The sequence below is a fragment of the Dyella marensis genome, from assembly GCF_049532885.1.
GTDB lineage: Bacteria > Pseudomonadota > Gammaproteobacteria > Xanthomonadales > Rhodanobacteraceae > Dyella_D > Dyella_D marensis.
Genome location: NZ_CP064029.1, coordinates 3,013,485 through 3,038,271, shown reverse-complemented (window position 1 = coordinate 3,038,271; position 24,787 = coordinate 3,013,485). Strand labels below are relative to the sequence as shown.

Here is a 24,787-nt window from a genome sequence, read left to right as displayed (position 1 = left end):
CACCCCAACCTACGTCGCTACGTCGCTTTCTTCTCGCGGTTGCGCTTGCGGGCAGGTGCGGCGGCGCCTTCGATCTGGATCTGCTCCATCCACGACAAGGCATCGAGATAACCGAGGAAATGCCGCAGATACCCCGGCGACAGCTCGCGCATCGAGGCGATGGCGCGATGCGCCAGCGCGCTCGAGTTGAGCGGGCCGGCATTGGCGGGAGCGGGCTGCAGCGATTGGCGCAACTGGCTTTCGGTGCGCAGGCCGGACCAGAGCTGGCGGACATCGGCCAGCATGGGCAGTTCGGGAAAAGCATCGGGTGCGCGCCGGCCCAGCGTCTGCGCGAGCGAGCGGAGCGGGCCATCGCCGGTTGCCGCCGTGCCGGACTGCGGTTGCGCGGCAGCTTGTTCGACGATGGCAGCATAGCCATCGAGCAGTAACGACAACCGCTCGTCGAGCAGGCGCCGCACTTCGCCTTCATGTCCCGCCGCGCGCTGCTCCAGCGCTTCCAACACGTGGAAGCGCACCGGGTCGATCCGGTCGGCGCCTTGTTCGCGCCACGTATCGAGCCTCGCTTTCGCCGAGGTCCGCTCTTCAGTCATGGATAAGGCTTTCGGGCGAGCCCTGCGCCGGACGCGGCACCGGCGCGATTTCCACGCGCCGGTTCTTGGAACGTCCATCTTCGCTTGCATTCGAACCCACCGGCTGCTCCGCGCCGAACGCGGCGGCGAATACCGACGAAGCGGGCACGCCTTCGGCGATCAGCGTGCGGGTGACGGTAAGCGCGCGCTCGGCCGACAACTCCCAGTTGTCGGCGAACTGGCGGTTGCCGTCGCGCACCTGGCGGTCGTCGGTGAAGCCACTGACCATCAGGATCTCGTCACGCGACTTGAGATAGCCCGTCAACGGACCGGCCAGGCTCCGGAGCACCTCGCGTCCTTCCGGCTGCAACTGGTCGGAGTTGAGCGCGAACAGCACATTGCCGCGGATGCCGATGCGGCCGTCGACCAGGGTCACGCGGCCGGCGGCGAGCGGCGCGGCCAGCGCCTGTTCCAGCGTCTGGCGGCGCTGCGCCTCGGCCTGGCGCCGCTTCACTTCTTCTTCCAGCTGGTTCGACAGCTGCATCTGCATGCCGATCATGCCGACCAGGATCAGCACGAACACGCCCAGCAGCACCGACATCAGGTCGCCGAAGGCGGCCCAGATCGGCGTCGATTCGGTTTCCGCTTCGATCTCGCCGCTCATGCCGTTTCGGCTCCGGCGGCGGTGCGGGTTTCGGCCAGCTGCTGGATCTCTTCGATGATCTGTTTCTGCGACAGCATGCTCAGGTCGACCACTTCGCGGGCCTGGGCCACGTAATAGGCGAGCTGTTCGTCGCTGCGCGCGAGCGTGGCGTCCAGTGCGCCGGCGATCTGCTGCAGGCGTTCCGCCAGCGCCTCGTTGGACTGGCCGAACATCTGCACCGCGACGCCCAGCGCCTCGCCCAGGCTGGCCACTTCGGCGGCGCCGCCGGCCACGTGCGCGGCGGCCGTGCCGAGCTTGCCGGTCTGCGCTTCGACGTGGTCCTGGAAGCGCGTGCCGACGCGGTCGAGCAGGTCGGCCGAGGTGGCGATCAGGCCGTCGACGGCGGCACGCTGTTCGGTCGAGGCGTGGTTCACCGAGTCGAGCAGGGTTTCCACGGTGGCGAGCAGGCGGCTGCGTTCTTCCAGCATCGCGGTGTCGCGCACCATGCTGTCGGAGAGCTTCTGGCGCAGTTCGGCGACCACTTCGGCGGCGGCCTTCGGCGCTTCGGAGGCGGCCTGCACCAGGCGCGCGATCTCGGCGATGGTTTCGCCGGCGTGCGCCTTGGCCTGTGCCGTGATGTCGCGCGAGGTCTGCGCGAGCGTGTCGCAGATGTCGCGCTGGCGGTCCGCGGCGTGCGCGGCGGTCTGTTCCCACTGGCCGTGCAGCGCGGTGGACATCGCGCCCAGGCTTTCGGTCCACGCGGCGAGGCGTTCCTGGTCGCGCGCGGTGAGTGCCGCGTGCAGGTCTTCGTGCGACTGGCGCACGACGCCGACCAGCGAGGCAGCGTGCTGTTCGAACGTGGCTGCCGCGGCGGCCAGCGCTTCCTGGTTGCGCGCAGCCAGCTCGCCGTTGGCGGCTTCCTGGCGCGACAGCGTCTGCTGCCAGGCTTCCGCGGCGTGGTTCGCGGCGGTATCGAGGCGGGCGGCGACGTCGCCGATCAGCGCGGCGGAGCGCTGTTCGAATGTACCGTTGAACTGCTGCAGCGAATCGCGCAGATCGCCGGTAAGCGCCGCGCCGGCGCGGCGATGCTCGTCCAGCGCTTCCTTCCACAACCCGGCCACCTTGGCGGTGGTCGTCTCGAAGCCGGCGGACACGCCGTCGAGATGGCGCTGCACGCCTTGTTCGACCGCTTCGCGCAGCGCCACCGTCTCGCGCGACAGGCCGGCCATGGTGGCTTCCACCACCGGCTGGATCGATGCGCTCACCGCGCGTGCGCTCTCGGCCACGCCTTGTTGCAGCGACTGCTCGACGGAGTGGGCAAGGCGCGCATAGGTGGTTTCGGTCCTGGCGTGGAAAGCGTCCTGGCCGGCGAGCTGGCGCTCGTGCGCGGCCTGGTTCTGCTGTTCGATGCTCGCCATCAGCGCCTGCAGGCGGTCGACCAGGGCCGGCATCAGCTCGGTCTGGCGCTGCAGCAGGCGCAACGCCTCGTCGCGCTGGTGCGCCTGGGAGAACACGCGCAAGGTGGTGGCGGCGTGCGTATCCAGCTGCTGCGTCGCCTGCATGCGCTCGCGGCGGCACAGCGCGGACAGCAGGCCGAGCATGGCCGAGCTGGCCACGCCCGCGATCGAGGTGCCGAACGCGAAACCCAGGCCCTTGACCGGCGCGGCCAGCGAACCGCGCATGGCCTGGAGATCGTCGGCGCTTTCCAGCGCCAGGCCGGTGCCGCGCAGCGTCGCCATCATGCCGAGCAGGGTGCCGAGCATGCCCAGCAGCACCAGCAGGCCGACCAGGTAGGGCGTGAGCACCGGCACCGGCAGCGCCGCGCGCTCGCCCTCGACGCGCAGGCGCACGGTGTTGCGCAGGCTGGGATGCAGTTGGCCCAGCCAATCGCCCAGGTTGGACGGTGCCATTTCAAGCTTGGCAACGGCATCGCCCAGCGTGTGCGTGGCCTGCCGGTAGCGGAACAGCTCCATGCCGCCGGCGAGATAGCAGGCGCCGATCAAGGCGGCGATCGCCGCGCCCAGCGGATTGGAGCCGACGTAGCCGGCGCCGATCCAGCCGACGGCCGCGAGGCCGGCGGCGAAAACGAGGGGATAAACGAGACTTCTGAACATGGCGTTCCAGTTAGCTGGCGCGAAGGGCCGCGAGCAGGCCTTCGACCGGTTGAAAACGAACATCCAGTTCGGCGAGCAGCACGCTCTGCATGTCCTTGCGAAAGACGTCGAGCCACGCGGCCGACGTTTCCCCAGCCGGGAGCTCCGCTCCCGCGGCACCTTCCGCGGCGTTCTCCGCGGCCTGGCGCAGTTGTTCGAAATGCGCGCCCAGCAGCCTGGGCGCGGCCGCCAGCAGCGCGTGTTCGCGCGGACTCAGCGCCACTTCCATCGCCGCATCGACTGACGCGAGCCGCGCCATCTCCGCATCTTTCGCGGCGAGCCGGTCGCGCAACCTGCCGCGCAACCGCCCGGTGGCGGCCTGCATCGCGCGCTGATGGGTGAGATAGCGCTGGCGGACGATGGCGGCGTCGATGCCGATCTCGTCCTGCGCGGCCGGCGACAGCGCCCGGTCGCCCACAATGGCCTGGGCCAGCGCGGCGCGCGTGCGGGCGCACTCCTCGGCGTCCTCGTCGGTGAAGGGCGCGCCATCCGCCAGCACCGGCCGGCCGTCCAGCGCCGTGGACAGCGCAATGGACTGCTTCCAGTCGAGCCATTGGCTCAACCGGTCCGGCAGGGGAGGCGGGGAGGCCGGGGCGCCGGCGTCCGTCAGGCTGGCTAGCAGGCGGATGAACGTCGGGCCGCGGACGGGCGTCCGGTGGAGGGCTTGCACCATGCGGCTGGGTAAAAAAAGACGACGATTCTACACGTGGGGTGGGACGCGTCGATTAACAGCAGGGGGCGAAGTCGCCGAATGGCAATGCAAATTATTGATTGACATTGCGTTTGCCCGCCGCAACCGCGCCACCTGGCTCGAGCATGGCAATCGTCCCCGGCCATCGCTTCACCGGCTTGGCCGGGCCATCCGGCGGGTCATCGCGGACACGGCGCGATGTGCCGCTCCGGGTAACGGTTTCCTGAAACAGCCATGCCCGGTCAGCAGAAGCGCCGCAGCAGGGAGCCGACCGCATGGGCGAAGCAGCTACACTCGGCCGCCGTTACATGGATGGAGCTGCCCGATGGAGGCCGCGAAGCAAACGCCAGCGTTGCACGGCGAGGCGCGCGATGAAACCTGAAGACCTGCAGCGCCTGGTCACCGTCACCATGCCCTATGGCCGCTACCAGGGCCGCCTGATTGCCGACCTGCCGGGCGCCTACCTGGCCTGGTATGCGCGCAAGGGTTTCCCGCCCGGCGATCTCGGCAACCTGCTCGCGCTTGCGCTGGAAATCGATCACAACGGCCTGAAGCGGCTGCTCGATCCCTTGCGGAAGCGCTCATAAATGGATGCCGCGATGAAGCGGTGGCGTGTCGTTCTTGGCATGGCTCTGGCGCCTGCCGTGCTGCCGCTGGCTTATGCGCTGGCGTCGCTGCTGCTTTCGGGGTACGTGTTCGATGCGCCGGGGCATCTGGATAAGTTCTTCCTCGAAATAGCTGCTATTGCGATCGTCTGCTACGGGGCCAGCTATCTGCTCGGCGCGCCTGTGGTGATTGGCCTGGTGCTGGCGCGCCGCTTGAGCGTCCTGCCTTGTGTTTCGCTGAGCGCCCTGGTCGGGGCGGTGGCGGCGGTGCTGGTCTACCTGCACTACCGGGAGGGCGGCGTGGAAAGCGGGCTCGCCGCCCTGCTGGGAGCCTGCGCCGCCGTGCTGGTGTCCACGGTCTTCTGCGCGCTTGCCGGCGTGCCCTGGCGACGCCGCACCATCGCCGCGGCGGCTTGATGCTGCCGCGCGTCGCGGATCGATATTCGCAATTAATTACTCGGATGTAATTAATTACGCCGTCCGCATTTATATTTTACGAATAAAGCCATAAGCTTTTGATGCGCCGGTAAATGCACTCGCATTGCATCGATATAATGCGTTTTCTCGCCTAAGTCATTTCACCGGGCCTTGATTTATCTCCCATGGATTCGTGATTTGAATCACGGGATTTTCTGTTGACGCCCCAAGACGTCGCGCCCTAGGTTTATTGAATTCATCAGTCGGGAGCTGATGAATGATCCTGTGACTCGCGCGGCAATTACTTGCGCACTTCCAGAGGGCGGAAGGGCGTATTTCGTGCAGAAGATGGGGCAGGGGCTGCAACGCGCCTCGGATCGCTCGGCAATTCCGGAAAACACAAAAGCTGCCGTGCCCAAGCACGGTTTTCATTGATGAGGGTTCACGCAACCCCACGGGGTTCGTTTGTCCTCAAAATCCTTCGGAGTATTCCATGCCAAGTCATTTCCGCCATAAAGCCATGCAGAACGGTGATTCCTTGAAACGCCAAGGGCTGGCCAGCCGGATCCGGTGCGTGCTGGGTCTGTCCGTGCTGGTTGCGGCATCGGGTCTATGCGTGATGCCACCCGCCAGCGCGGCCGATGCCGGCGTCGTCGCCGTTGGCTCCGTGGCAACCCATCATGTGCCGCTGGCCGTACGCAACGGCGCGGCGCCGCTGATCAGCAACCTGGAAACGAGCAAGCACCTCAAGCTCGCCCTCAGCCTGCAGCCGCGCAACCAGGCCGAACTCGACCAGTTGCTGCGCGACCTGCAGGATCCGCACAGCCCGCAATACCACCAGTACCTCAGCGTCGAGCAGTTCACCGCGCGCTTCGCGCCGACGCAGGATGACTACGACACCGTCGTCGCCTGGGCGCAGGCCAATGGCCTGACGGTCACCGGCACCACGGCGAACCGCCGCCTGGTCGACGTCGAAGGCCCGGTCGAAACGATCAACCGCGCCTTCCAGGTAAAGCTGGGCAACTACGCGCATCCGACCGAGAGCCGCACCTTCTTCGCCGCCGACCGCGAACCCGTGCCGGCCGGCCTGAGCGTGCCGCTGCTGCACGTGTCGGGACTGGACAACTTCCGCCTGCCGCACACCAACTATCACAAGAAGGCGGATGCAGCGCCGGTGCAGCACGGCGGCTCCGGCCCCGGCGGCGAATTCCTGCCCAGCGACATGCGCACGGCCTATTACGGCAGCGGCTCGCTGACCGGTTCCGGGCAGACGGTGGGCATCTTCTCGTTCGACGGCTACGTCACCAGCGACATCTCGCTGTACTACACCAAGACGGGCATGTCCTCGAGCGTGCCGGTCAGCAACGTGCTGGTCAGCGGCTTCGACGGCAAGTGCGGACACGTCGGCGGCAGCTGCGACGACGGCGAGCAGATCCTCGACATCGTCAACGTGATCGGCATGGCGCCGGGCCTGACCAAGGTGCTGTTCTATGAAGGCGACAGCGCCACCGACATCCTCAACAAGATGGTCTCGGACAACCAGGCCAAGGTGCTGAGCTGCTCCTGGGGCGGCGGCGATTTCAACAATGCCACCGACGATCCGATCTACCAGGAAATGGCGGCGCAGGGCCAGACCTTCGTCAACGCCACCGGCGACAGCGGCTCGTACAACGCCTCGTCGAGCGCCTACGATCCGCCCTCGGCCGACTCCAACGTGCTGGAAGTGGGCGGCACCGACCTGACCACCAGCAGCAGCGGCGCCTGGTCGGCGGAAACGGCGTGGTCCGATGGCGGTGGCGGCTATACCAGCGCCTCCGGCGAAAGCACGCCCAGCTACCAGAAGCTGGCCGGCGTGATCACTTCGGCGAACAAGGGTTCGACCACCTATCGCAACGATCCGGACGTGGCGGCCGAAGCGAACTTCGACAACCCGACGGTGAGCAACGGCACCTTCGAAACCGGCTATGGCGGCACCAGCTTCGCCGCGCCGCGCTGGGCGGGCTTCCTGGCCCTGGTGAACCAGCAGGCGGTGGCGAATGGCCACTCGACGGTGGGCTTCGTCAACCCGGCCATCTACAACGTCGGCATCGGCACCAGCTACACCAGCAATTTCCACGACGTGACCAGCGGCAGCAACGGCTTCAGCGCCGTGGCCGGCTATGACCTGGCCACCGGCTGGGGCAGCCCGCAGGCCGCGCTGGTCGCTTCGCTGGCCGGCTCCGGCGGCGGTGGCGGCAGCACGCCGGTGGCGAACTTCGGCGACACCATCAGCGGCCTGACGGTGAACTTCACCGACAGCTCGACCGATACGGGCGGCACCATCAGCACGTATGCGTGGGATTTCGGCGACGGCGGCACCTCCACCAGCAAGAACCCGAGCCACACCTACGCCGCGGGCGGCACCTACAACGTCAAGCTGACCGTGACCGACAACCTCGGCGCCAGCAACAGCAAGACGCAGGCGGTAACGGTGAGCGGCGGCGGCGGTGGTTCCTCGCAGCTGCTGGGCAACACCGGCTTCGAAAGCGGTGCGGCCTCGCCGTGGTCGATGAGCTCCGGCGTGCTGTGCAGCAACAGCAGCTGCTCCGGCCAGACCGCGCATGCCGGCACCTGGTTCGCGTGGATGAACGGCTATGGCTCCAGCCACACCGACACGGTGTCGCAGTCCGTGGCCATCCCCAGCGGCAAGACCACCGCCACCTTGCAGTACTACCTGCATATCGACACGGCGGAGACCACCACCAGCACCGCCTACGACACGCTGAAAGTGCAGGTGCTCAACAGCTCCGGCACCGTGCTGGCCACCCTGGCGACGTACTCCAACCTCAATGCCGCCAGCGGCTACACGGTGCATACGGCGAACCTTGCGCCGTACATCGGGCAGACAGTGACGATCAAGTTCACCGGTACCGAGGATTCCTCGTTGCAGACTTCGTTCGTGCTGGACGATGTGACCTTGAACGTGCAGTGAGTTCGCGCTGCCGATCGCTGCGTGCAATTTGCGGCGGTTGTTGAAGAGAGAACCCGGCCGCACGGCCGGGTTCTTTTTTGTCGCCCTAAAGGACGGTTGGCAGGGGCGTGACTCTACAGGCTTGACTCTAGACCTTGATCAATGGTCTAGACTTTCCCCATGGACACCCAAACCCCCACCCTCACCATCGGTGCCGTCGCCAAGCGCGTCGGCGTGAATATCGACACCATCCGCTTCTACGAGCGCGAAGGGCTGCTGCCGGAGCCGGTGCGCCGGGCCTCCGGCTACCGCAGCTACGACGAAGGCGCGGTGCGGCAGTTGCGCTTTATCCGGCGCGCCAAGGACCTGGGCTTCACGCTGGAGGAGATCCGCGACCTGCTGGCGCTGTCGGCGGACCGGCATCGCGGCGTGAAGGCGGTGAAGAAGCGGGCGGAGGCGCGGCTGGCCGCGATCGATGCGCGCATCGCCGAGCTGACGCGGGTGCGCGACGGGCTGGAGGAATTGATCGAGGCCTGCCCGGGGCACGGCTCGCCGGACCAGTGCCCGATCCTGCGCGCGCTGTCGGACGATGAGGACGAGGCATGAGCGCGCAGGAGAAGGCTTGTTGCGGTTCGCATGCCAAGGAGCCGGAAGGGGTGGCCGCGGAGTCGGCAGCGGCGAGTTGCTGTCACGCCCAATCGTTGGCCCATGAAGATCATGCGCTGCACGATCACAGCCATCATGGCCACGCGCACGACCACCACGCGCACCACGCCGTGAAAGACCCCGTCTGCGGCATGTCCGTCGATCCGCACACCGCCAGGCACCGCGCGGACTTCGAAGGCCACACCTACTACTTCTGCGCCGCGCGCTGCCGCGAAAAATTCCTCGCCGACCCGGCCAGCTATCTGGGCGAACGCCCCAAGCCGCCCGCCGCGCCGCCCGGCACCATCTACACCTGCCCCATGCATCCGGAAGTGCAGCAGGTCGGCCCCGGCGATTGCCCCAAGTGCGGCATGGCGCTGGAGCCGATGATGCCCAACCTGGACGAGGACGACGGCGGCGAACTGCGCCATCTGTCGCGCCGCTTCTGGACGCTGGTGGCACTGACCCTGCCGGTGTTCCTGCTGGCGATGGGCCCGCACCTGTTTGGCTGGCATCTGCCGACGCCGTGGGATGGCGTGGCGGCGTGGACCGAGGCGCTGCTGTCCAGCGTGGTGGTGCTGTGGGGCGGTGCGTCGTTCTTCGCGCGCGGCTGGCGTTCGCTGCGGCCGTGGTCGCCGAACATGTACACGCTGATCGCGCTGGGCACCGGCGTGGCCTGGGCTTACAGCATGGTGGCGTTCTTCCTGCCCGAGGCGTTCCCCGATGGTTTTCGCGATGCGCACGGCCGGGTGGGCGTGTATTTCGAATCCGCCGCGGTGATCGTCACCCTGGTCACGCTCGGCGATTTCCTCGAGCTGCGCGCGCGCCGCCGCACCGGCGCCGCCTTGAAAGCGCTGCTCGGCCTGGCGCCGAAGACAGCGCGCCACGTCAACGCGGACGGCAGCGAACACGACGTGGCGCTGGAAGACGTGCAGGCCGGCGACGTGCTGCGTGTGCGGCCGGGCGAAAAGGTGCCGGTGGATGGGGTGGTGCTGGACGGCAGCAGCCACGTCGACGAAGCCATGCTGACCGGCGAGCCGCTGCCTGTGGCCAAGCGCGCGGACGATCGCATCACCGGCGGCACCGTCAACCAGGATGGCGCGCTGACCATGCGTGCGGAAAAGGTCGGCGCCGACACCCTGTTGTCGCGCATCGTGGCCCTGGTGGCGCAGGCGCAGCGCAGCAAGGCGCCGCTGCAGCGCGTGGCCGACCGCATGGCCGCGTGGTTCGTGCCTGCGGTGGTGGCGGTGGCCGTGCTGGCCTTCGCCGCCTGGGCCGTGTGGGGGCCGGAGCCGCGGCTGGCGCATGCGCTGATCGCGCTGGTGTCGGTGCTGATCATTGCCTGTCCGTGCGCGCTGGGCCTGGCCACGCCGATCTCGATCATGGTGGCCAGCGGGCGCGGCGCGCACGAAGGCGTGCTGTTCAAGGACGCGGCGGCGATCGAAAGGCTGCGCGACGTCGACACCCTGGTGCTGGACAAGACCGGTACGCTCACCGAGGGCAAGCCTGCGCTGCAGGATGTGGTGAGCACCGGCGCGCTGCCGTGGGATCAGCTGCTGGCCGTGGCCGCCGCGCTGGAACGCCCCAGCGAGCATCCGCTGGCGCGCGCGATCCTGGCCGGCGCCAAGGCGCGCGGCGTCAAGGTGCCGGAGGTGGAAGCGTTCCGCACGCTTACCGGCGGCGGCGTGCAGGGCAGGGTGGCCGGGCGCGACGCGGCGCTGGGCAATGCGCGCCTGTTCGAAAGCTTGAGGATCGCCATCGGCGACGAAGCGCGGCAGCGCGCCGACGCCATGCGCAAGGACGGCGCGACGGTGATGTTCCTTGCCGTGGACGGCGCACTCGCCGGCCTGCTGGCGGTGGCCGACCGGTTGAAGCCGAGCACGCCGCCGGCGATCGCGGCGCTGCACGCCGCCGGCCTGCGCATCGTGATGCTTACCGGCGACAACGCCGTCACCGCGCAGGCGGTGGCGAAGACGCTGGGCATCGACGCGGTGCATGCCGATGTGTCGCCGACCGACAAGGCCGCGGTGGTCAACGCGCTGCGTGCCGAAGGAAGGCGCGTGGCGATGGCCGGCGACGGCATCAACGACGCGCCGGCCCTGGCCGCGGCGGATATCGGCATCGCCATGGGCGGCGGCACCGACGTGGCGATCGAGAGCGCGCAGCTGACCCTGGTGAAGGGCGAGCTGACCGCGATCCTGCGCGCGCGTGCGCTGTCGCAGGCGACGGTGGCGAATATCCGCCAGAACCTGTTCTTCGCCTTCGTCTACAACGCGCTGGGCGTGCCGCTGGCGGCGGGCGTGCTGTATCCGTGGCTGGGCCTGACCCTGTCACCGATGGTGGCGGCGCTGGCGATGAGCCTGTCGTCGGTGTCGGTGGTGGGTAATGCCTTGCGGCTGAGCCGGCAGCGCGCGTAACGGGCGCCCAACATCGCTGCCTTCAAGCGTGCGGCATCGTTGGGGTTCGCCTAGGGCTCACCCCAACCTACGCGGCGCAGTCCATCCAGATCCAGCAGTTCCACGCCGCTGCGCGTCACCCGCAGCAGCCCCGCATCGCGGAACCGCGCCAGCAGGCGGCTGACCGTTTCGGTGGCCAGGCGCAGGTGGTTGCCGATGTCGGCGCGCGACATCGGCAGCGGCAGCAGGGCGCCGGTGTCGCCCAGTGCTCTGCGGCGTTCGTGCAGGTCGACCAGGAAAGCCGCCATGCGCTCGTCGGCCGAGCCGTCGGCGGCGTCCAGCTGCTGGCGATGGATCAGGCGGCTCATCGCGCACAGCAGGTGCGCCTGCACTTGCGGCTGGCGGGTGGCGAGATCGCGCAGCGCGGCGAACGGAAAGCGGCAGCATTGGGTGCGCCCGAGCGCGACCGCGGCGCTGTCGTGCTGGCCCTGCCAGATGGCGTCCAGCCCGAACAGCTCGCCGGGAAGGTGAAACGCCAGCACGCGCTCACGGCCGGCGCGGTCCACCGACACCGTCTTGGCCATGCCCGATTGCACCGCGTACAACGCATGGAAGGGCGTGAGCGGGCGGTACAGATATTCGCCGTCGCGCAGCAGGCCGACGCGCTCGGCGATGCAGCGCAGGCCATGCAGCTCCGGCCGGCCGTAGCCGGCGGCCTGGCAGGCCGGGAGATGGGCGCAGCCGGTGCAGCGGGTGGGGGCGGCTGCGGCCGGCGGCGTCTGGATGGCAAAGGCGACGGACATGGCGGCGGCTCCCTCGTTGCGCGACGCCGTTCATGATGAGCCGGCGGTGCCGCGGCGCCATGCCCGTGTGCGCTTATGCCGCGCGGCTTTGCGCCGCGGCCGTGGTCAGGAGGACACCGGAACGGGAGCGGCGGGTCATGAAGCCGCCAGCCGGCTGAAGTATCCTTGCGAGCCATCTGCCGCGATCCCAGGCGTGGCGCCCGTCTCCTGCCATCCGCAATCGGTTCCCCCATGAGCGACCAGTCTTCTTCCACTCCCCGCGCCGCCGAGCCCGAGCCGCGCCGCCCCAGCGTCGGCGTGCGCATCGGCAAGGTGACGGTGGGCGGCGGCGCGCCGATCGTGGTGCAGTCGATGACCAACACCGACACCGAGGACCCGGCCAGCACCGCGAAGCAGATCGCCGAGCTCGCGCGCGCCGGCTCCGAGCTGGTGCGCATCACGGTGAACACCCCGGCCGCCGCCGCGGCGGTGCCGCGCATCCGCGAGCGGCTGGACATGATGGGCGTGGAGGTGCCGATCATCGGCGACTTCCACTACAACGGCCACCAGCTGCTGGAGCAGGAACCCGCCTGCGCCGAGGCGCTGGCCAAGTACCGCATCAATCCCGGCAACGTCGGCTTCGGCAAGAAGAAGGACAGCCAGTTCGCCGCCATCATCGAAAAGGCCATCCAGTACCGCAAACCCGTGCGCATCGGCGCCAACTGGGGCTCGCTGGACCAGAGCATGGTGGCCGCGCTGATGGACGAGAACCACGCGCGCGCCGAACCCTGGGACGCCGCGCTGGTGGCGCGCGAGGCGCTGATCCGTTCCGCTGTCGATTCGGCCATCCGCGCCGAAGAGATCGGCCTGCCGCGCGAGCGCATCATTCTTTCCTGCAAGGTTTCCGGCGTGCAGGAACTGATCGCCGTCTACCGCGACCTGGCCCGGCGCTGCGACTACGCCCTGCATCTGGGCCTGACCGAGGCCGGCATGGGCTCCAAGGGCATCACCGCCTCCAGTGCCGCGCTGGCGGTGCTGCTGCAGGAAGGCATCGGCGACACCATCCGCATCTCGCTCACGCCCGAACCCGGCGCTCCGCGCACCGGCGAAGTGGTGGTGGCGCAGGAGCTGCTGCAGACCATGGGCCTGCGCGCATTCACCCCGCTGGTCACCGCCTGCCCGGGCTGCGGCCGCACCACCAGCGAGTTCTTCCAGGAACTGGCCAAGACCGTGCAGTCGCACGTGCGCGAGCGCATGCCGGAGTGGCGGGTGAAGTACGACGGCGTGGAGAACCTCACCCTGGCGGTGATGGGCTGCGTGGTGAATGGCCCGGGCGAATCCAAGCACGCCAATATCGGCATCTCGCTGCCGGGCAATGGCGAGGCGCCGGCGGCGCCGGTGTTCATCGACGGCGAGAAGGCCATGACCTTGCGCGGCGAGCGGATTGCCGAGGAGTTCATCGGCATCCTGGACGACTACGTAGCCAGGCGCTACGCCGCGCGCGGCGCCTGAAGCGCGGGAGCGGATGCCCTTGCACGATCGTCCGCACGCCGAAGAGACCATCCTCGAGGTCTGGCACGGCAACGCCGCGCCATGGACCGATGCCGTGCGCGGAAGGCGTATCGAAAGCCGCCGGCTGGTGACCGACCGCGCCATCGTCGACGCCGTGCTGTCGCGCCGGCCGCGCAGCGCGATCGATTTGGGTTGCGGCGAAGGTTGGCTGGCGCGGGCGCTGGCGGAGCATGGCGTCGACGTGCTGGGCTTGGATGCGGTGCCCGCGTTGATCGACGCCGCACGGGCGCAGGGCGGCGGACGGTTCGAAGCCATGAGTTACGCGCAGATCGCCGCCGGCGAGCTGCATGGGAAAGCCGACCTGGCGATCTGCAATTTCTCCCTGCTCGGCAAGGAGTCGACCGAGGCCGTGCTGGCCGCGGTGCCGCGGCTGCTCGAACCGGGCGGCGCGCTGCTGGTGCAGACGCTGCACCCGGTGGTTGCCTGCGGTGAGCTGCCGTACCGCGACGGCTGGCGCGAAGGCTCGTGGGCCGGCTGCGGCGAGGGCTTCGGCCAGGCCGCACCCTGGTATTTCCGCACGCTCGCCGGCTGGGTCGATACGTTCCTGGCCTGCGGCCTGCGCGTGGCGCGCATCGAGGAACCGCTGCATCCGCACAGCGGGCGGCCGGCGTCGATCATCTTCGTGCTCGAAGCTGCCACGACCTGACGCACGTTGCTTCGCCGTCGATTGGCGGTAAGCTCGCGGCTCTCGTTCCCGGGACGGAGTTTCCCGGGGCGGCAAGGGGAAGTCGGATGAGACTGAAGCCTCAAGTACGCACCGTGCTGGCGTACGTGATCGTGTCCAGCCTGTGGATCTGGTTGTCCAACCGCGTCTTGCGCCTGCTGGTGGAAGACCCCGACACGCTCAGCCTGATGCAGAGCCTGAAGGGCACGCTGTTCGTCATTGTCACCGGTGCCTTGCTCTACGTGCTGATCGACCGCGACCTGCGCGGCATGACACGCGCCAATCGCCTGCTGCTCAAGGGCAACGAACAGGCCCTGCGCGCGCTGGTCCATGCCATGGACATCCGCCACAAGGAAACCAGCGACCACTCCGACCGCGTCATGCGCATGACCGTGGCGCTGGCCCGCCTGGCCGGACTGCGTGGCGAGGAGCTGCGCAAGGCGCGCTTCGGCGCGCTGCTGCACGATATCGGCAAGCTGGCGCTGCCGGACGCGATCCTGATCAAGCCCGGCCCGCTGAGCGAGGAAGAGATCGCGGTGATGCGCACCCATCCGCAGGTGGGCTACGAGTTGCTGCAGCAGGTGGATTTCCTGCGCGATGCCGCGGAGATTCCGTACAACCACCACGAGCGCTGGGACGGCGGCGGCTATCCGCGCGGCCTGCGCGGCGAGGCGATTCCGCTGGTGGCGCGGGTGTTCAGCGTGGTGGATGTGTGGGATGCGCTGAGTTTTCCGCGGGTGTACAAGCCGGCGTGGCCGGAGGACGAAGTGATTGCCTATCTGCGCAAGATCGCGGGGAGCCAGCTGGATCCGGCGGTGGTGGAGTTGTTTCTCGCGAACTACGAGAGCATCAAGCGGGTAGGGCTGGAAGATTGAGCCGGCGTAGGTTGGGGTGAGCCACAGGCGACTGCGAAGGCAGGATGCCGTAGCGAACATCCGCGTAGCGGATGGCCCGAAGGGCTGGCTGCTGATGCAGCCAGTAACCCCAACATCGTTGCCTCCAGGCGCCCCGCACCGTTGGGGTTCGCCTGTGGCTCACCCCAACCTACGCATTATGCTGCCTTGCCCGCATTGAACGTCCGCCGGTAATTCGCCGGCGAGGTGCGGAACGCGCGCTGGAAATGCTGCCGCAGCGTCACCGGCGAACCCAGCCCCACCGCGCTGGCGATGCGATCCAGCGGCAGTGCGGTCGTCTCCAGCAGGCGCTGCGCTTCGCTGAGCCTTTGCGCCATCAGCCAGTCGCCGAAGCTGCTGCCGGTGAGCTGGCGGAAATGCCGGGTGAAGCTGCGCCGGCTCATCGCCGCGCGCTCGGCGATCTCGTCGAGGTTATGCGGCTGCTGCAGCTTGCGGCGGATTTCATCCAGCAGCCTGGCCATGCGTTCGTCGCCGGCCATGCTCGGCACCGGCTGCTCGATGAACTGCGCCTGCCCGCCGTGGCGGAACGGCGACACCACCATGCGCCGCGCGATACGGTTGGCGCTCTCGCTGCCCAATAGCTGGCGCACCAGGTGCAGGCAGCAGTCGATGCCGGCGGCGGCGCCGGCGGAGGTGACCACCTGGCCGGCGTCCACGTAGAGCACGTCCGGGTCGACTTCGGTGGCGGGGAAGCGCTCGGCCAGCTCGCCGGTGGCGATCCAGTGCGTGGTGGCGCGCCGGCCATCCAGCAGGCCGGCATGGCCGAGCACGAAGGCGCCCATGCACAGGCCGACGATGCGCTTGCCGCGCGCGGCGGCGCGGCGCAGCGCTTCCAGCAGGGCTTCCGGCGGGCGCTCCTCCGCGCTGCGCCACGAAGGCACGATCACGATGTCCGCGTTGCGCAATTCCTCCAGCCCGTAGTCGGTGGCGATCAGGAAGCCCGAGGCGCTGCGCACGCGCTTGCCCTCGGCCGAGCACACGCGCAGGCGGAACGGCGATTGCTCGTCGCGCAGCACCGCGGCGAACACGCCGCAGGGCACCGAAAGATGGAAGGGCAGGATGTCGTTGAACGCCACGACGGCGATGCGGATCTTGCGCATGGGGAATTCCGGTTGGCCCGATCGCATCGATCATTGTCCTTCAGGCCACTCCCGCGCAAGTGGCCCGGAGCGCAGCATGTGCACACCTTTTCCACCCCAAGGAGCCGTGCCATGACTGCCACCCAACCCCGCCGCGCGCTGATCGTCGTCGACGTGCAGAACGAATATTTCGACGGCAACCTGCAGATCGAATACCCGCCGGTGTCCGACAGCCTGCCGAAGATCGTCCGCGCCATGGACGCCGCCACCGCCGCCGGCATTCCGGTGGTGGTGATCCGCCAGGATTCGCCCGCCGGCGCGCCGGCCTTCGCCGAAGGCAGCCATGGTTGGCAGTTGCATGCGGAAGTGGAACGCCGCTGGCGCGACGTGCTGTTCGGCAAGCCGCTGCCGAGCGCCTTCGCCGGAACCGGCCTGGGCGAATGGCTGCAGGCGCGCGGCATCGACACGCTCACCGTGGTGGGCTACATGACCCACAACTGCAACGACACGACGATCAAGCATGCGTTCGATCGCGGCATCGAGGTGGAATTCCTGCACGATGCATCCGGCGCGGTGTCGTATGCCAACCGTGCCGGCTATGCGACGGCCGAGGAAATCCATCGCGTGTTCGCGGTGGTGGAGCAGTCGCGCTTCGCGGCGGTGCTGAGCGTTGAGGAGTGGGAGCGTTGCCTGGCCACCGGCGAAGCGCCGGTGCGCGAGAACATCCTGGACTCGTACGCGAATGCGCGGAAGCTGCGCGAGGCAAAGGCGGCGTAACGCGCTTGCTCCCTCTCCCCTCCGGGGAGAGGGCCGGGGTGAGGGGCCGGGCGGAGCGTAGAAGCGAGAGCGGACAACGAGCCACGCCCTGTCGATCTTCCGCCGCGAGCACCCGCCCCTCATCTGCCTGCCGGCATCTTCTCCCCGGAGGGGAGAAGCGATTCACTTAGCTTCCTTTGCGCAACCCCGCCATCGTCTCTTCCACCAACGGCGTGAATTCCTTCCAGCTCCCGGGCTGCCCCGGCAATTTCACCAGCTGCCTTACCGTCTTCAGGAACGTGTCGCGCGGATACTCCACCGCCCCAAGACTCAACAGATGGTTGTTCGTCACCTGCGCATCGATCAACGGATAATCCCACCGATGCAGCAAGCGCCCCAGCGCCAGCAAGGCCAGCTTCGACCCACCGCTCTCGCGGCTGAACATCGACTCCCCGCAGAACAAGCGCCCCACGGTCACGCCGTAGATCCCGCCGACCAGCCGCTCGCCTTCCCACACTTCCACGCTGTGCGCATGCCCCATCTCGTGCAGTTGCGTGTACGCCTCCGCCATCGCCGGCACGATCCACGTGCCCAGCTGCCCGGAACGCGGCGCGGCGCAGGCTTCGACGGTGGCGCGGAAGGCATGGTCCAGGGTGATGCGCCAAGGTTTGCGCCCGATCTGCCGGCGCAGGCTGCGGTTGGCCAGCAAGCGGTCGGTGTGGAACACGCAGCGCGGATCCGGCGACCACCACAGGATCGGCTCGTCCTCGTTGTACCAGGGGAAGATGCCGCCCGCGTACGCGGCCAGCAGCCGGCGCGGCGTGAGATCGCCGCCGAAGGCGAGCAAGCCATTGGGGTCGGCCATGGCGCGGCCGGGATCGGGAAACTGCTCGGGATGGGCGGCGTCGAGCAGGGGCAGGCGGATCATGGTCAGGCGTCGCGGTGGGCGTACGGGCTGTGTTCGAGCAGGTCGGCGGCGTAAGCGTCGACTGCTTCGGCCTCGCGCGCAAGCGCGGCGTGCACGGCCTTGCGGAAGCTGCCGTCGGCCAGGTAATGGCGCGAATGCGTGCGCACCGGCAGGAAGCCGCGCGCCAGTTTGTGCTCGCCCTGGGCGCCGGGTTCGAAGCGCTGCAGGCCGGCGCGGATGGCGTGCTCGATGCCCTGGTAGTAGCACAGCTCGAAATGCAGCCCCGGCACCTCGACGCGGCTGCCCCAGTAGCGGCCGTACAGCGCTTCGCCGCTTTGCAGGAACAGCGCCATCGCGACCATCCGCTCACCCTCCCAGGCCAGCGCCAGATGCGTGGCGGCGCCGAGTTCGCCTTCGCCCAGGGCACGGAAGAAATCGCGCGTCAGTGCGGCGTGGTTGCCCTTGGCGTCGAAGGTGCCCTCGTACAGGCGGTGCGCCTGCCGCCATTCGTCCGCGCCCAGGCTGTCGCCGCGGCGCACTTCCAGCCGCAGGCCGGCGCGCGCCACCTGGGCGCGCTCCTGGCGGATGTTCTTCCGTTTCTTGTGATTGAGCGCGGCGAGGAAATCGTCGAAGCCGCCATAGCCACGATTGGGCCAGTGGAATTGCACGTCCGAACGCGCCAGCCACTGGCCGTCGAAGGCGGGCAGGTCGTCCGGCGCCAGGAAGTTGGCGTGGATGGACGACAGGCCATGCGCGTCGGCCAGCTGGCGCATCGCCCGCACCAGGGTTTCGCGCCGCTGCGGTGCTTGCGGGCCATCGCCGGCCAGCAAGCGCGGCCCAGGCACGGGCGAGTAGGGCACGGCGTTGAGCAGCTTGGGGTAGTAGTCGCCACCCGCGCGTTCCCACGCCGCGGCCCAGCTCCAGTCGAACACGAACTCGCCGTGCGAATTGCCTTTCACGTAGAGCGGCGCCGCGGCGACCAGCCGTTCGTCCTCGTACAGGCCCAGGTGGTGCGCCTGCCAGCCCCAGTCCTCGCGGATGCAGCCGGTGCGCTCCAGCGCGGCGAGGAAGGCGTGTGAGAGGAAAGGATTGCCGTCGGTGCGCAGGGCATCCCACGCGGCGGCGGGCAGCTCCTCGATGCGCGGATGGAAACGGGCTTCGAGCATGCCGGACCGGTCGGCGGCCATCGGCGAGCGATGGCCGCGCGTCATTCAGTGCACCGCCGGCAGGCGGGCCGCGATGCGTTCGACGAAGGCATCGGGACGGCCGTAGTCCTGGTGGTGCGGCAGCACGTGGCGCACGCCCTGGACGTCCAGCACCAGGGTGGGGAAACCCTGGCCGCCCACTTCGCCGAGCAACTGGCGGCTGGCGGTGACGTGTTCGATCGTCTCGGCGCCGCTTGCGCTGGCGAAGGCCTCGGCGAACCGCGCGGCATCCAGGCCGATCTCTTCCGCCAGTTCGGCCAGCACGTCGGCTTCCACCACGCGCAGGCCGCGCTGGTAGTGCGCATGCTGGATCGCCACCAGCATCGGATAGCCGGCCTGCGGATGGAGCCGTTCGGCCGCCAGCACCGCCGCGATCGGCGGCAGCGAATACAGCACCGTGCCTTGCTCGGCCAGCAGGCCTTCGGTGTAGGCGTCGCCGAACGGCTGGCCGCTGATCTCCTCGATGCGCTCGTCGGCGCGCACGATGTGCTCGGCCATCGCCGGGGTCAGTTCCTGCGGCTCGGCGAACAGCGCGCCGCCGTGCAGGCGCAGGGCCAGGCGGTCGCCGAGCATGGCGACCGCGGCGCTGACCAGCGGCTGGGCGCCATAGCACCAGCCGCACAGCGGGTCGTGGATGTAGTGCAGGGTGGCGTGGCTGGCGCTCATCAGGCGGCCGGGGTCTGCTGGTCCAGCCAGCGCTCGGCGTCCAGCGCGGCCATGCAGCCGAAGCCGGCCGAGGTGATCGCCTGGCGGTAGACGTGGTCGGCCACGTCGCCGGCGGCGAACACGCCCGGCACCGAGGTCATGGTGGCCATGCCTTCCTGGCCGCTGTGGATCTTGATGTAGCCGTCGTGCATGTCCAGCTGGCCCTCGAAGATGCCGGTGTTCGGCGTATGGCCGATGGCGACGAAGAAGCCGGTGGCCTGGATGTCGCGGGTGGCGCCGCTGTTGACGTCCTTCACGCGCACGCCGGTGACGCCGCTGCTGTCGCCCAGCACTTCGGCCACGGTGTGGTTCCACACCAGCTCGATCTTGCCGGCGGCGGCCTTCTCGAACAGCTTGTCCTGCATGATCTTTTCCGCGCGCAGCTTGTCGCGGCGGTGCACCAGGGTGACCTTGCTGCACAGGTTGGACAGGTACAGGGCCTCCTCCACGGCGGTATTGCCGCCGCCGACCACCACGACTTCCTGGCCGCGGAAGAAGAAGCCGTCGCAGGTGGCGCAGGCGGACACACCCTTGCCCTTGAAGTGCTGCTCGCTCTCGATGCCCAGGTACTTGGCGGTGGCGCCGGTGGCGATCACCAGGGCGTCGGCGGTGTACTCGCCGGAATCGCCCTTGAGGCGGAACGGGCGCTGGCTGAGGTCGGCGCTGTGGATATGGTCGAACACCATCTCGGTCTCGAAGTGCTCGGCATGCTCGGCCAGGCGCTGCATCAGCTCCGGACCCTGCACCGCCTTGTCGCCCGGCCAGTTCTCCACGTCGGTGGTGGTCATCAGCTGGCCACCCTGCTGCAGACCGGTCACAAGGGTGGGCTTCAGGTTGGCGCGGGCAGCGTACACGGCCGCGGTATAGCCGGCGGGGCCGGAACCGAGGATCAGCAGGCGGCTGTGCTTGGGGGTGCTCATGGTTATAATCCTTGGGTGTTATCAGCAGCTTGGAATTGCTATTCGATCCGGCCTTTACGGCCGTTTCCTCACACCGGTTCAAGGCTCCGGCGAAAGGTTGGAGCCCGACAGAATGGGGAAGACGGGTGCGCGATTCAAGGCAGCTGAACCGGCAACCGGCGGTTGGCGGGCCCCAGGGCCCGGCGCCTGCGGACCGGGCCGCGGGGGGCGGTATCGAGGTATCTGGAGTCCTGGCCTTTGCCCAGGCGACGCAGTAGAAGCAGGTCCCTAGGACCGGCACGCGAGGAATACGGTGGCGCGTAGCGCGAACGTCAAGAAAGACAAGAACAAGGAACCCAGCGGCCTCAGCGAGGAGCTGAAGCGCCGCCTGCGCGAGGCCGGCGCGCTGCTGCTGCTGCCGCTGGCGCTCTATCTGCTGGTCTGCCTGTTCAGCTACAACGACCAGGACCCGAGCTGGGGTCATGCCAGCACGGTGGAGCACGCGCGCAACTTCGGCGGCGCCGTCGGCGCCAATATCGCCAACCTGCTGCGCTACATCTTCGGCCTGGTCGCCTACTGCTTCCCGCTGCTGCTGCTGGGCCTGGGCGTGCAGGTGCTGCGCCACCGCGGCGTGCGCACGGTGCAGCCGTGGGAGCCCTCGCTGCGGCTGATCGGCTCGGTGTTCTTCTTCATCACCGCGCCGGCCCTGCTGTACCTGAAGTTCAGCGACGAGCCGGTGCTGCCCCAGGGCGTGGGCGGCATCATCGGCATGTGGGTGGGCCGCGGCCTGCTGCAGGCTTTCGGCGGCACGGGGGCGCCGCTGCTGCTGCTGGCGATCTTCCTGATCGCGGTGACCCTGGCCACCGGCCTGTCCTGGTTCAAGCTGATGGACCTGACCGGGCAGGGCATGCTGAAGATCGCCGGCTGGTTCGGCGGCAAGCTCAAAGAAGCCCCCGAAGTGCTGGCCGCGCGCCAGGCGCGCGCCGAGCGCGAGGTGGTCAAGAAGGTCGAGGCCGTGAAGCAGGCCAAGCGCGAGCCGGTGCGTATCGAAGCACCGCCGCCGCCGGCGCCCAAGAGCGAGCGCGCCCGCGTCGAAACGCAGATCCCGCTGTTCACCGGCGCCTCCGAGGCCGGCGAGCTGCCGCCGCTGTCGCTGCTGGACGAGGCGCCGCCGCAGGGCCCGGGCTATTCCGAAGAGACCCTGGAAGTGCTGTCGCGCCAGGTCGAGCTGAAGCTCAAGGATTTCCGCATCGAGGCCAAGGTGGTGGGCGTGTATCCCGGCCCGGTGATCACCCGCTTCGAGCTGGAACCCGCCGCCGGCGTGCGCGGCTCGCAGGTGTCGAGCCTGGACAAGGACATCGCGCGCGGCCTCTCCGTGGTGAGCGTGCGCGTGGTCGACGTGATCCCGGGCAAGAACGTGATCGGCCTGGAGATTCCCAACGCCAAGAAGCAGATCGTGTACCTGTCGGAGGCGCTGCGCTCTGAGAAGTACGACCAGATGAAATCGCCGCTGGCGCTGGCCCTGGGCAAGGATATTGCCGGCCGCCCGGTGGTGGCCGACCTGGCCAAGATGCCGCACCTGCTGGTGGCCGGCACCACCGGCTCGGGCAAGTCGGTGGCGGTGAACGCGATGGTGCTGAGCCTCTTGTACAAGGCCAGCCACAAAGACGTGCGCATGATCATGATCGACCCGAAGATGCTGGAGCTCTCGGTCTACGAGGGCATCCCGCACCTGCTGGCGCCGGTGGTCACCGACATGAAGGAAGCCGCCAACGCGCTGCGCTGGTGCGTGGCCGAGATGGAGCGCCGCTACAAGCTGATGGCCGCGGTGGGCGTGCGCAACCTGGCCGGCTTCAACAAGAAAGTGAAGGACGCCGAGAACGCCGGCCAGCCGCTGCTGGACCCGCTGTTCCGCCCGAACCCCGAGATGCCGAACCTGGCGGCCGAGCCGCTGGAGCCGCTGCCGTACATCGTGGTCATCATCGACGAATTCGCCGACATGATGATGATCGTCGGCAAGAAGGTGGAAGAACTGATCGCCCGCCTCGCGCAGAAGGCGCGCGCCGCCGGCGTGCACCTGGTGCTGGCCACGCAGCGCCCGTCGGTGGACGTGATCACCGGCCTGATCAAGGCCAATATCCCCACCCGCATCGCGTTCCAGGTCTCCTCCAAGATCGACTCGCGCACCATCCTTGACCAGTCCGGCGCCGAGACCCTGCTGGGCCACGGCGACATGCTGTACCTGCCGCCCGGCACCGCCACGCCGGAGCGCGTGCACGGCGCCTTCGTCGACGACCACGAGGTGCACAACGTGGTGGCGTGGCTGCGCGCGCAGGGTGCGCCGCAGTACATCGAGGGCGTGCTGGAAGAAGTGCAGGCCACCTCGGACGGCAAGTTCATCAACGACTCCGGCCTGCCGCAGGACGGCGAGGAAGGCGGCGATGCCGACGCGCAGCTGTACGACAAGGCGGTGCGCATCGTCACCGAGTCGCGCCGCGCGTCCATTTCCGGCGTGCAGCGCCATCTGCGCATCGGCTACAACCGCGCCGCGCGCCTGATCGAGCAGATGGAGCAGGACGGCGTGGTCAGCGCGCCGCAGCACAACGGCAACCGCGAAGTGCTGGCGCCGCCGCCGCCGAAGTAAACCATTAAGCGATGTCGGCGCAGACTGCGCCGCCATCCGCGACACGAAACAGGGACCTTATGAACCGCTTCCTCGCCCTCTGCGCCGCGCTGGCCCTCACCGCCGCCGGCGCCGTCCACGCCGCCGCCGGCCCGGCCCGCGCGCGCCTGGACACCTTCGCCACCGGCCTGCATGCGCTGACCGGCCAGTTCACCCAGATCCTTACCGACGCCAACGGCAACAAGGGCAAGAGCAGCTCCGGCACCTTGTCGCTGGAAGCGCCGCGCCAGTTCCGCTGGGAAACGCTCGCCCCCTACAAGCAGACCATCGTCGCCGACGGCAGCCGCGTATGGCTGTACGACCCGGACCTGGAGCAGGTCACCGTGCGCGTGCAGAGCACCGAGGAGGCGCACAGCCCGCTCACCGTACTCACGGACCTCAAGCAGATGGACCGCGACTTCAAGGTGACCGAGCAGGGCGAGCACGACGGCCTGGCCTGGCTGCGGCTTACCTCCACCGCCAAGGACCCGCAGTTCGACTACGCGGACCTGGGCTTCGACGCCAACGGCCTGGCGCGCATGACCTTCCGCGACCAGCTCGGCGCGGTCACCGAGATCCGCTTCGCCAACTGGCAGCGCAATCCCGCCATTCCGCCGGCCACGTTCAACTTCGTGCCGCCGAAGGGCGCCGACGTGATCGGCGACGCGCCGGTGATCCAGACGCAGCCGCTGAAGGACTGACGCTTCCTCCATGCTGCGCCAGCTGCCGCGCTGGGCCTGGATCGGCGGAGGGCTGCTGGCCTTTATCGCCGGCATGATCAACGCGGTGGGTTTCATGGGTTTTCGCCATCAGGCGATCACGCATCTGACCGGCACCGCCACGCTGATGGGCGTGGCGGCCGCCGAAGGCAACCGCGGCGAGCTGTTGCATTGGGCGCTGGCGATCCTGGCGTTTCTCGGCGGCGCGGTGCTGAGCGGCTTTATCGTGCAGCAGCACACCTTGAAGCTGGGGCGGCGCTATGGCGTGGCCTTGATGGTCGAATCGGCCTTGCTGTTCGCCGCGGTGCCCTTGATCCACGCCGGCAACGATGCGGGGCTGTATCTCGCGTCGATCGCCTGCGGTTTGCAGAACGCCATGGCCAGTACCTATAGCGGCGCGACGTTCCGCACCACGCATCTGTCGGGCATCTTCACCGACCTCGGCATTTATCTCGGCCAGCGCCTGCGCGGGCTGGACGTGGACCGCCTGCGCATCCAGGTCTGCGTATTGGTGGCCGGCAGTTTTATCGCCGGCAGCGCGGTGGGGGCGTTGGCGTTCGGGGTGATGGCGGAGCGTACGTTGTTGTTGCCGGCGGTGATGACGGGTGTGGTTGGGCTGGTCTATGCGATCTACCGTCACCGCCACTTGGTCGACTAGAAGGCGGCGCCTCGCCATTGCCGTCATCCCGGCGCAGGCCGGGATCCAGTGGCGACAAGGCGCGAGGTTGCAAGAGCATGAGCAGCTTCTGGCGGCCGTTGCCTGCCCCTACGGTGCCGTTACTGGATCCCGGCCTGCGCCGGGATGACGATGCGGCGAGGCCGTTTGCTTAGGGCATTCCGCGTCCCCAGGCTTC

Annotated in this window: 22 protein-coding genes; 12 read left to right on the top strand and 10 right to left on the bottom strand. The window is 68.5% G+C overall.

Annotated elements, in window-relative coordinates; genetic code table 11:
* Window positions 1–17: 17 nt before the first annotated feature.
* The 4 genes from ISN75_RS13080 to ISN75_RS13065 are packed head-to-tail and all read right to left on the bottom strand — an operon-like array spanning window position 18 to window position 4,038.
* Window positions 18–590, bottom strand: a complete 573-nt coding sequence (locus ISN75_RS13080; protein ID WP_343820048.1) for a DUF2894 domain-containing protein — start codon at window positions 588–590, stop codon at window positions 18–20.
* Window positions 583–1,233, bottom strand: a complete 651-nt coding sequence (locus tag ISN75_RS13075; protein ID WP_167256866.1) for an OmpA family protein — start codon at window positions 1,231–1,233, stop codon at window positions 583–585. The genes ISN75_RS13080 and ISN75_RS13075 overlap by 8 nt, the downstream gene beginning before the upstream one ends.
* Window positions 1,230–3,326, bottom strand: a complete 2,097-nt coding sequence (locus ISN75_RS13070; RefSeq protein ID WP_343820045.1) for a DUF802 domain-containing protein — start codon at window positions 3,324–3,326, stop codon at window positions 1,230–1,232. The genes ISN75_RS13075 and ISN75_RS13070 overlap by 4 nt, the downstream gene beginning before the upstream one ends.
* A 10-nt stretch (window positions 3,327–3,336) precedes the next feature.
* Window positions 3,337–4,038, bottom strand: coding sequence for a DUF3348 domain-containing protein (locus tag ISN75_RS13065; protein ID WP_343820044.1), 702 nt, complete (start codon window positions 4,036–4,038; stop codon window positions 3,337–3,339).
* A gap of 389 nt (window positions 4,039–4,427) precedes the next feature.
* On the opposite strand from ISN75_RS13065, the gene ISN75_RS13060 reads away from it, so the two are divergent.
* The 5 genes from ISN75_RS13060 to ISN75_RS13040 all read left to right on the top strand — a co-directional run bounded on the left by ISN75_RS13060 (window position 4,428) and on the right by ISN75_RS13040 (window position 11,090).
* Entirely contained in the window at window positions 4,428–4,643 is a 216-nt protein-coding gene (locus tag ISN75_RS13060) for a DUF3820 family protein (RefSeq protein ID WP_167256869.1), read from the top strand.
* Window positions 4,644–5,078 carry a hypothetical protein gene (locus tag ISN75_RS13055; protein ID WP_343820042.1) on the top strand — a complete coding sequence of 145 codons (435 nt, stop codon included), beginning with the start codon at window positions 4,644–4,646 and terminating at the stop codon, window positions 5,076–5,078.
* Between the two features lie 574 nt (window positions 5,079–5,652).
* Window positions 5,653–8,049 carry a protease pro-enzyme activation domain-containing protein gene (locus tag ISN75_RS13050; RefSeq protein ID WP_343820040.1) on the top strand — a complete coding sequence of 799 codons (2,397 nt, stop codon included), beginning with the start codon at window positions 5,653–5,655 and terminating at the stop codon, window positions 8,047–8,049.
* 159 nt (window positions 8,050–8,208) lie between these two features.
* Window positions 8,209–8,634 (top strand): heavy metal-responsive transcriptional regulator, encoded by a 426-nt coding sequence (locus tag ISN75_RS13045; protein WP_167256872.1) that lies wholly within the window; start codon window positions 8,209–8,211, stop codon window positions 8,632–8,634.
* Window positions 8,631–11,090, top strand: a complete 2,460-nt coding sequence (locus ISN75_RS13040) for a heavy metal translocating P-type ATPase (RefSeq protein WP_343820038.1) — start codon at window positions 8,631–8,633, stop codon at window positions 11,088–11,090. The genes ISN75_RS13045 and ISN75_RS13040 overlap by 4 nt, the downstream gene beginning before the upstream one ends.
* A gap of 50 nt (window positions 11,091–11,140) precedes the next feature.
* Here the strand turns inward: ISN75_RS13040 and ISN75_RS13035 are convergent, their stop codons facing one another.
* Window positions 11,141–11,872, bottom strand: coding sequence for a Crp/Fnr family transcriptional regulator (locus ISN75_RS13035; protein ID WP_343820036.1), 732 nt, complete (start codon window positions 11,870–11,872; stop codon window positions 11,141–11,143).
* A 231-nt stretch (window positions 11,873–12,103) separates the two neighbouring features.
* On the opposite strand from ISN75_RS13035, the gene ispG reads away from it, so the two are divergent.
* The 3 genes from ispG to ISN75_RS13020 all read left to right on the top strand — a co-directional run bounded on the left by ispG (window position 12,104) and on the right by ISN75_RS13020 (window position 14,962).
* Window positions 12,104–13,363 (top strand): flavodoxin-dependent (E)-4-hydroxy-3-methylbut-2-enyl-diphosphate synthase, encoded by a 1,260-nt coding sequence (ispG, locus tag ISN75_RS13030; RefSeq protein ID WP_168647219.1) that lies wholly within the window; start codon window positions 12,104–12,106, stop codon window positions 13,361–13,363.
* Window positions 13,364–13,382: 19 nt separating this feature from the next.
* Window positions 13,383–14,069, top strand: a complete 687-nt coding sequence (locus ISN75_RS13025) for a class I SAM-dependent methyltransferase (protein ID WP_343820035.1) — start codon at window positions 13,383–13,385, stop codon at window positions 14,067–14,069.
* Window positions 14,070–14,155: 86 nt separating this feature from the next.
* On the top strand, window positions 14,156–14,962 hold the full coding sequence (locus ISN75_RS13020; protein ID WP_210427681.1) for an HD-GYP domain-containing protein: 807 nt from the start codon (window positions 14,156–14,158) through the stop codon (window positions 14,960–14,962).
* A gap of 176 nt (window positions 14,963–15,138) precedes the next feature.
* Here the strand turns inward: ISN75_RS13020 and ISN75_RS13015 are convergent, their stop codons facing one another.
* The gene (locus ISN75_RS13015; RefSeq protein ID WP_343820033.1) at window positions 15,139–16,101 is read right to left on the bottom strand and encodes a GlxA family transcriptional regulator; all 963 of its coding nucleotides are present in this window, start codon (window positions 16,099–16,101) and stop codon (window positions 15,139–15,141) included.
* A gap of 111 nt (window positions 16,102–16,212) precedes the next feature.
* Here ISN75_RS13015 and ISN75_RS13010 point away from each other — a divergent pair, with 111 nt between their 5' ends.
* Entirely contained in the window at window positions 16,213–16,857 is a 645-nt protein-coding gene (locus ISN75_RS13010; protein WP_343820032.1) for a cysteine hydrolase family protein, read from the top strand.
* A gap of 166 nt (window positions 16,858–17,023) precedes the next feature.
* Here the strand turns inward: ISN75_RS13010 and aat are convergent, their stop codons facing one another.
* From aat to trxB, 4 genes are read right to left on the bottom strand one after another with little or no spacing between them, the layout of a single operon-like run.
* Window positions 17,024–17,764 (bottom strand): leucyl/phenylalanyl-tRNA--protein transferase, encoded by a 741-nt coding sequence (gene aat, locus ISN75_RS13005; protein ID WP_168647223.1) that lies wholly within the window; start codon window positions 17,762–17,764, stop codon window positions 17,024–17,026.
* A gap of 2 nt (window positions 17,765–17,766) precedes the next feature.
* The gene (locus tag ISN75_RS13000; RefSeq protein ID WP_343820160.1) at window positions 17,767–18,909 is read right to left on the bottom strand and encodes a GNAT family N-acetyltransferase; all 1,143 of its coding nucleotides are present in this window, start codon (window positions 18,907–18,909) and stop codon (window positions 17,767–17,769) included.
* Window positions 18,910–18,954: 45 nt separating this feature from the next.
* Complete coding sequence (locus tag ISN75_RS12995; protein ID WP_167256880.1) at window positions 18,955–19,614, bottom strand: DsbA family protein; 660 nt, start codon at window positions 19,612–19,614, stop codon at window positions 18,955–18,957.
* Window positions 19,614–20,573: a thioredoxin-disulfide reductase gene (gene trxB / locus ISN75_RS12990; protein ID WP_343820030.1), complete on the bottom strand. Its 960-nt coding sequence runs from the start codon at window positions 20,571–20,573 to the stop codon at window positions 19,614–19,616. Before trxB ends, ISN75_RS12995 begins: the two co-directional genes overlap by 1 nt.
* Window positions 20,574–20,865: 292 nt before the next feature.
* Here trxB and ISN75_RS12985 point away from each other — a divergent pair, with 292 nt between their 5' ends.
* From ISN75_RS12985 to ISN75_RS12975, 3 genes are read left to right on the top strand one after another with little or no spacing between them, the layout of a single operon-like run.
* The gene (locus ISN75_RS12985) at window positions 20,866–23,196 is read left to right on the top strand and encodes a DNA translocase FtsK 4TM domain-containing protein (protein WP_167256882.1); all 2,331 of its coding nucleotides are present in this window, start codon (window positions 20,866–20,868) and stop codon (window positions 23,194–23,196) included.
* 59 nt (window positions 23,197–23,255) lie between these two features.
* Window positions 23,256–23,915, top strand: coding sequence for an outer membrane lipoprotein chaperone LolA (gene lolA / locus ISN75_RS12980; RefSeq protein ID WP_167256883.1), 660 nt, complete (start codon window positions 23,256–23,258; stop codon window positions 23,913–23,915).
* Window positions 23,916–23,925: 10 nt separating this feature from the next.
* Window positions 23,926–24,591 carry a YoaK family protein gene (locus tag ISN75_RS12975; RefSeq protein ID WP_343820027.1) on the top strand — a complete coding sequence of 222 codons (666 nt, stop codon included), beginning with the start codon at window positions 23,926–23,928 and terminating at the stop codon, window positions 24,589–24,591.
* Window positions 24,592–24,787: the final 196 nt, after the last annotated feature.

Bases quoted from the DNA above. Each gene is read 5' to 3' on its own strand.
- ISN75_RS13080 (WP_343820048.1), bottom strand. From the start codon at position 590: ATGACTGAAGAGCGGACCTCGGCGAAAGCGAGGCTCGATACGTGGCGC.
- ISN75_RS13075 (WP_167256866.1), bottom strand. From the start codon at position 1,233: ATGAGCGGCGAGATCGAAGCGGAAACCGAATCGACGCCGATCTGGGCC.
- ISN75_RS13070 (WP_343820045.1), bottom strand. From the start codon at position 3,326: ATGTTCAGAAGTCTCGTTTATCCCCTCGTTTTCGCCGCCGGCCTCGCG.
- ISN75_RS13065 (WP_343820044.1), bottom strand. From the start codon at position 4,038: ATGGTGCAAGCCCTCCACCGGACGCCCGTCCGCGGCCCGACGTTCATC.
- ISN75_RS13060 (WP_167256869.1), top strand. From the start codon at position 4,428: ATGAAACCTGAAGACCTGCAGCGCCTGGTCACCGTCACCATGCCCTAT.
- ISN75_RS13055 (WP_343820042.1), top strand. From the start codon at position 4,644: ATGGATGCCGCGATGAAGCGGTGGCGTGTCGTTCTTGGCATGGCTCTG.
- ISN75_RS13045 (WP_167256872.1), top strand. From the start codon at position 8,209: ATGGACACCCAAACCCCCACCCTCACCATCGGTGCCGTCGCCAAGCGC.
- ISN75_RS13040 (WP_343820038.1), top strand. From the start codon at position 8,631: ATGAGCGCGCAGGAGAAGGCTTGTTGCGGTTCGCATGCCAAGGAGCCG.
- ISN75_RS13035 (WP_343820036.1), bottom strand. From the start codon at position 11,872: ATGTCCGTCGCCTTTGCCATCCAGACGCCGCCGGCCGCAGCCGCCCCC.
- ispG (WP_168647219.1), top strand. From the start codon at position 12,104: ATGAGCGACCAGTCTTCTTCCACTCCCCGCGCCGCCGAGCCCGAGCCG.
- ISN75_RS13020 (WP_210427681.1), top strand. From the start codon at position 14,156: ATGAGACTGAAGCCTCAAGTACGCACCGTGCTGGCGTACGTGATCGTG.
- ISN75_RS13015 (WP_343820033.1), bottom strand. From the start codon at position 16,101: ATGCGCAAGATCCGCATCGCCGTCGTGGCGTTCAACGACATCCTGCCC.
- ISN75_RS13010 (WP_343820032.1), top strand. From the start codon at position 16,213: ATGACTGCCACCCAACCCCGCCGCGCGCTGATCGTCGTCGACGTGCAG.
- aat (WP_168647223.1), bottom strand. From the start codon at position 17,764: ATGATCCGCCTGCCCCTGCTCGACGCCGCCCATCCCGAGCAGTTTCCC.
- ISN75_RS13000 (WP_343820160.1), bottom strand. From the start codon at position 18,909: ATGCTCGAAGCCCGTTTCCATCCGCGCATCGAGGAGCTGCCCGCCGCC.
- ISN75_RS12995 (WP_167256880.1), bottom strand. From the start codon at position 19,614: ATGAGCGCCAGCCACGCCACCCTGCACTACATCCACGACCCGCTGTGC.
- trxB (WP_343820030.1), bottom strand. From the start codon at position 20,573: ATGAGCACCCCCAAGCACAGCCGCCTGCTGATCCTCGGTTCCGGCCCC.
- lolA (WP_167256883.1), top strand. From the start codon at position 23,256: ATGAACCGCTTCCTCGCCCTCTGCGCCGCGCTGGCCCTCACCGCCGCC.
- ISN75_RS12975 (WP_343820027.1), top strand. From the start codon at position 23,926: ATGCTGCGCCAGCTGCCGCGCTGGGCCTGGATCGGCGGAGGGCTGCTG.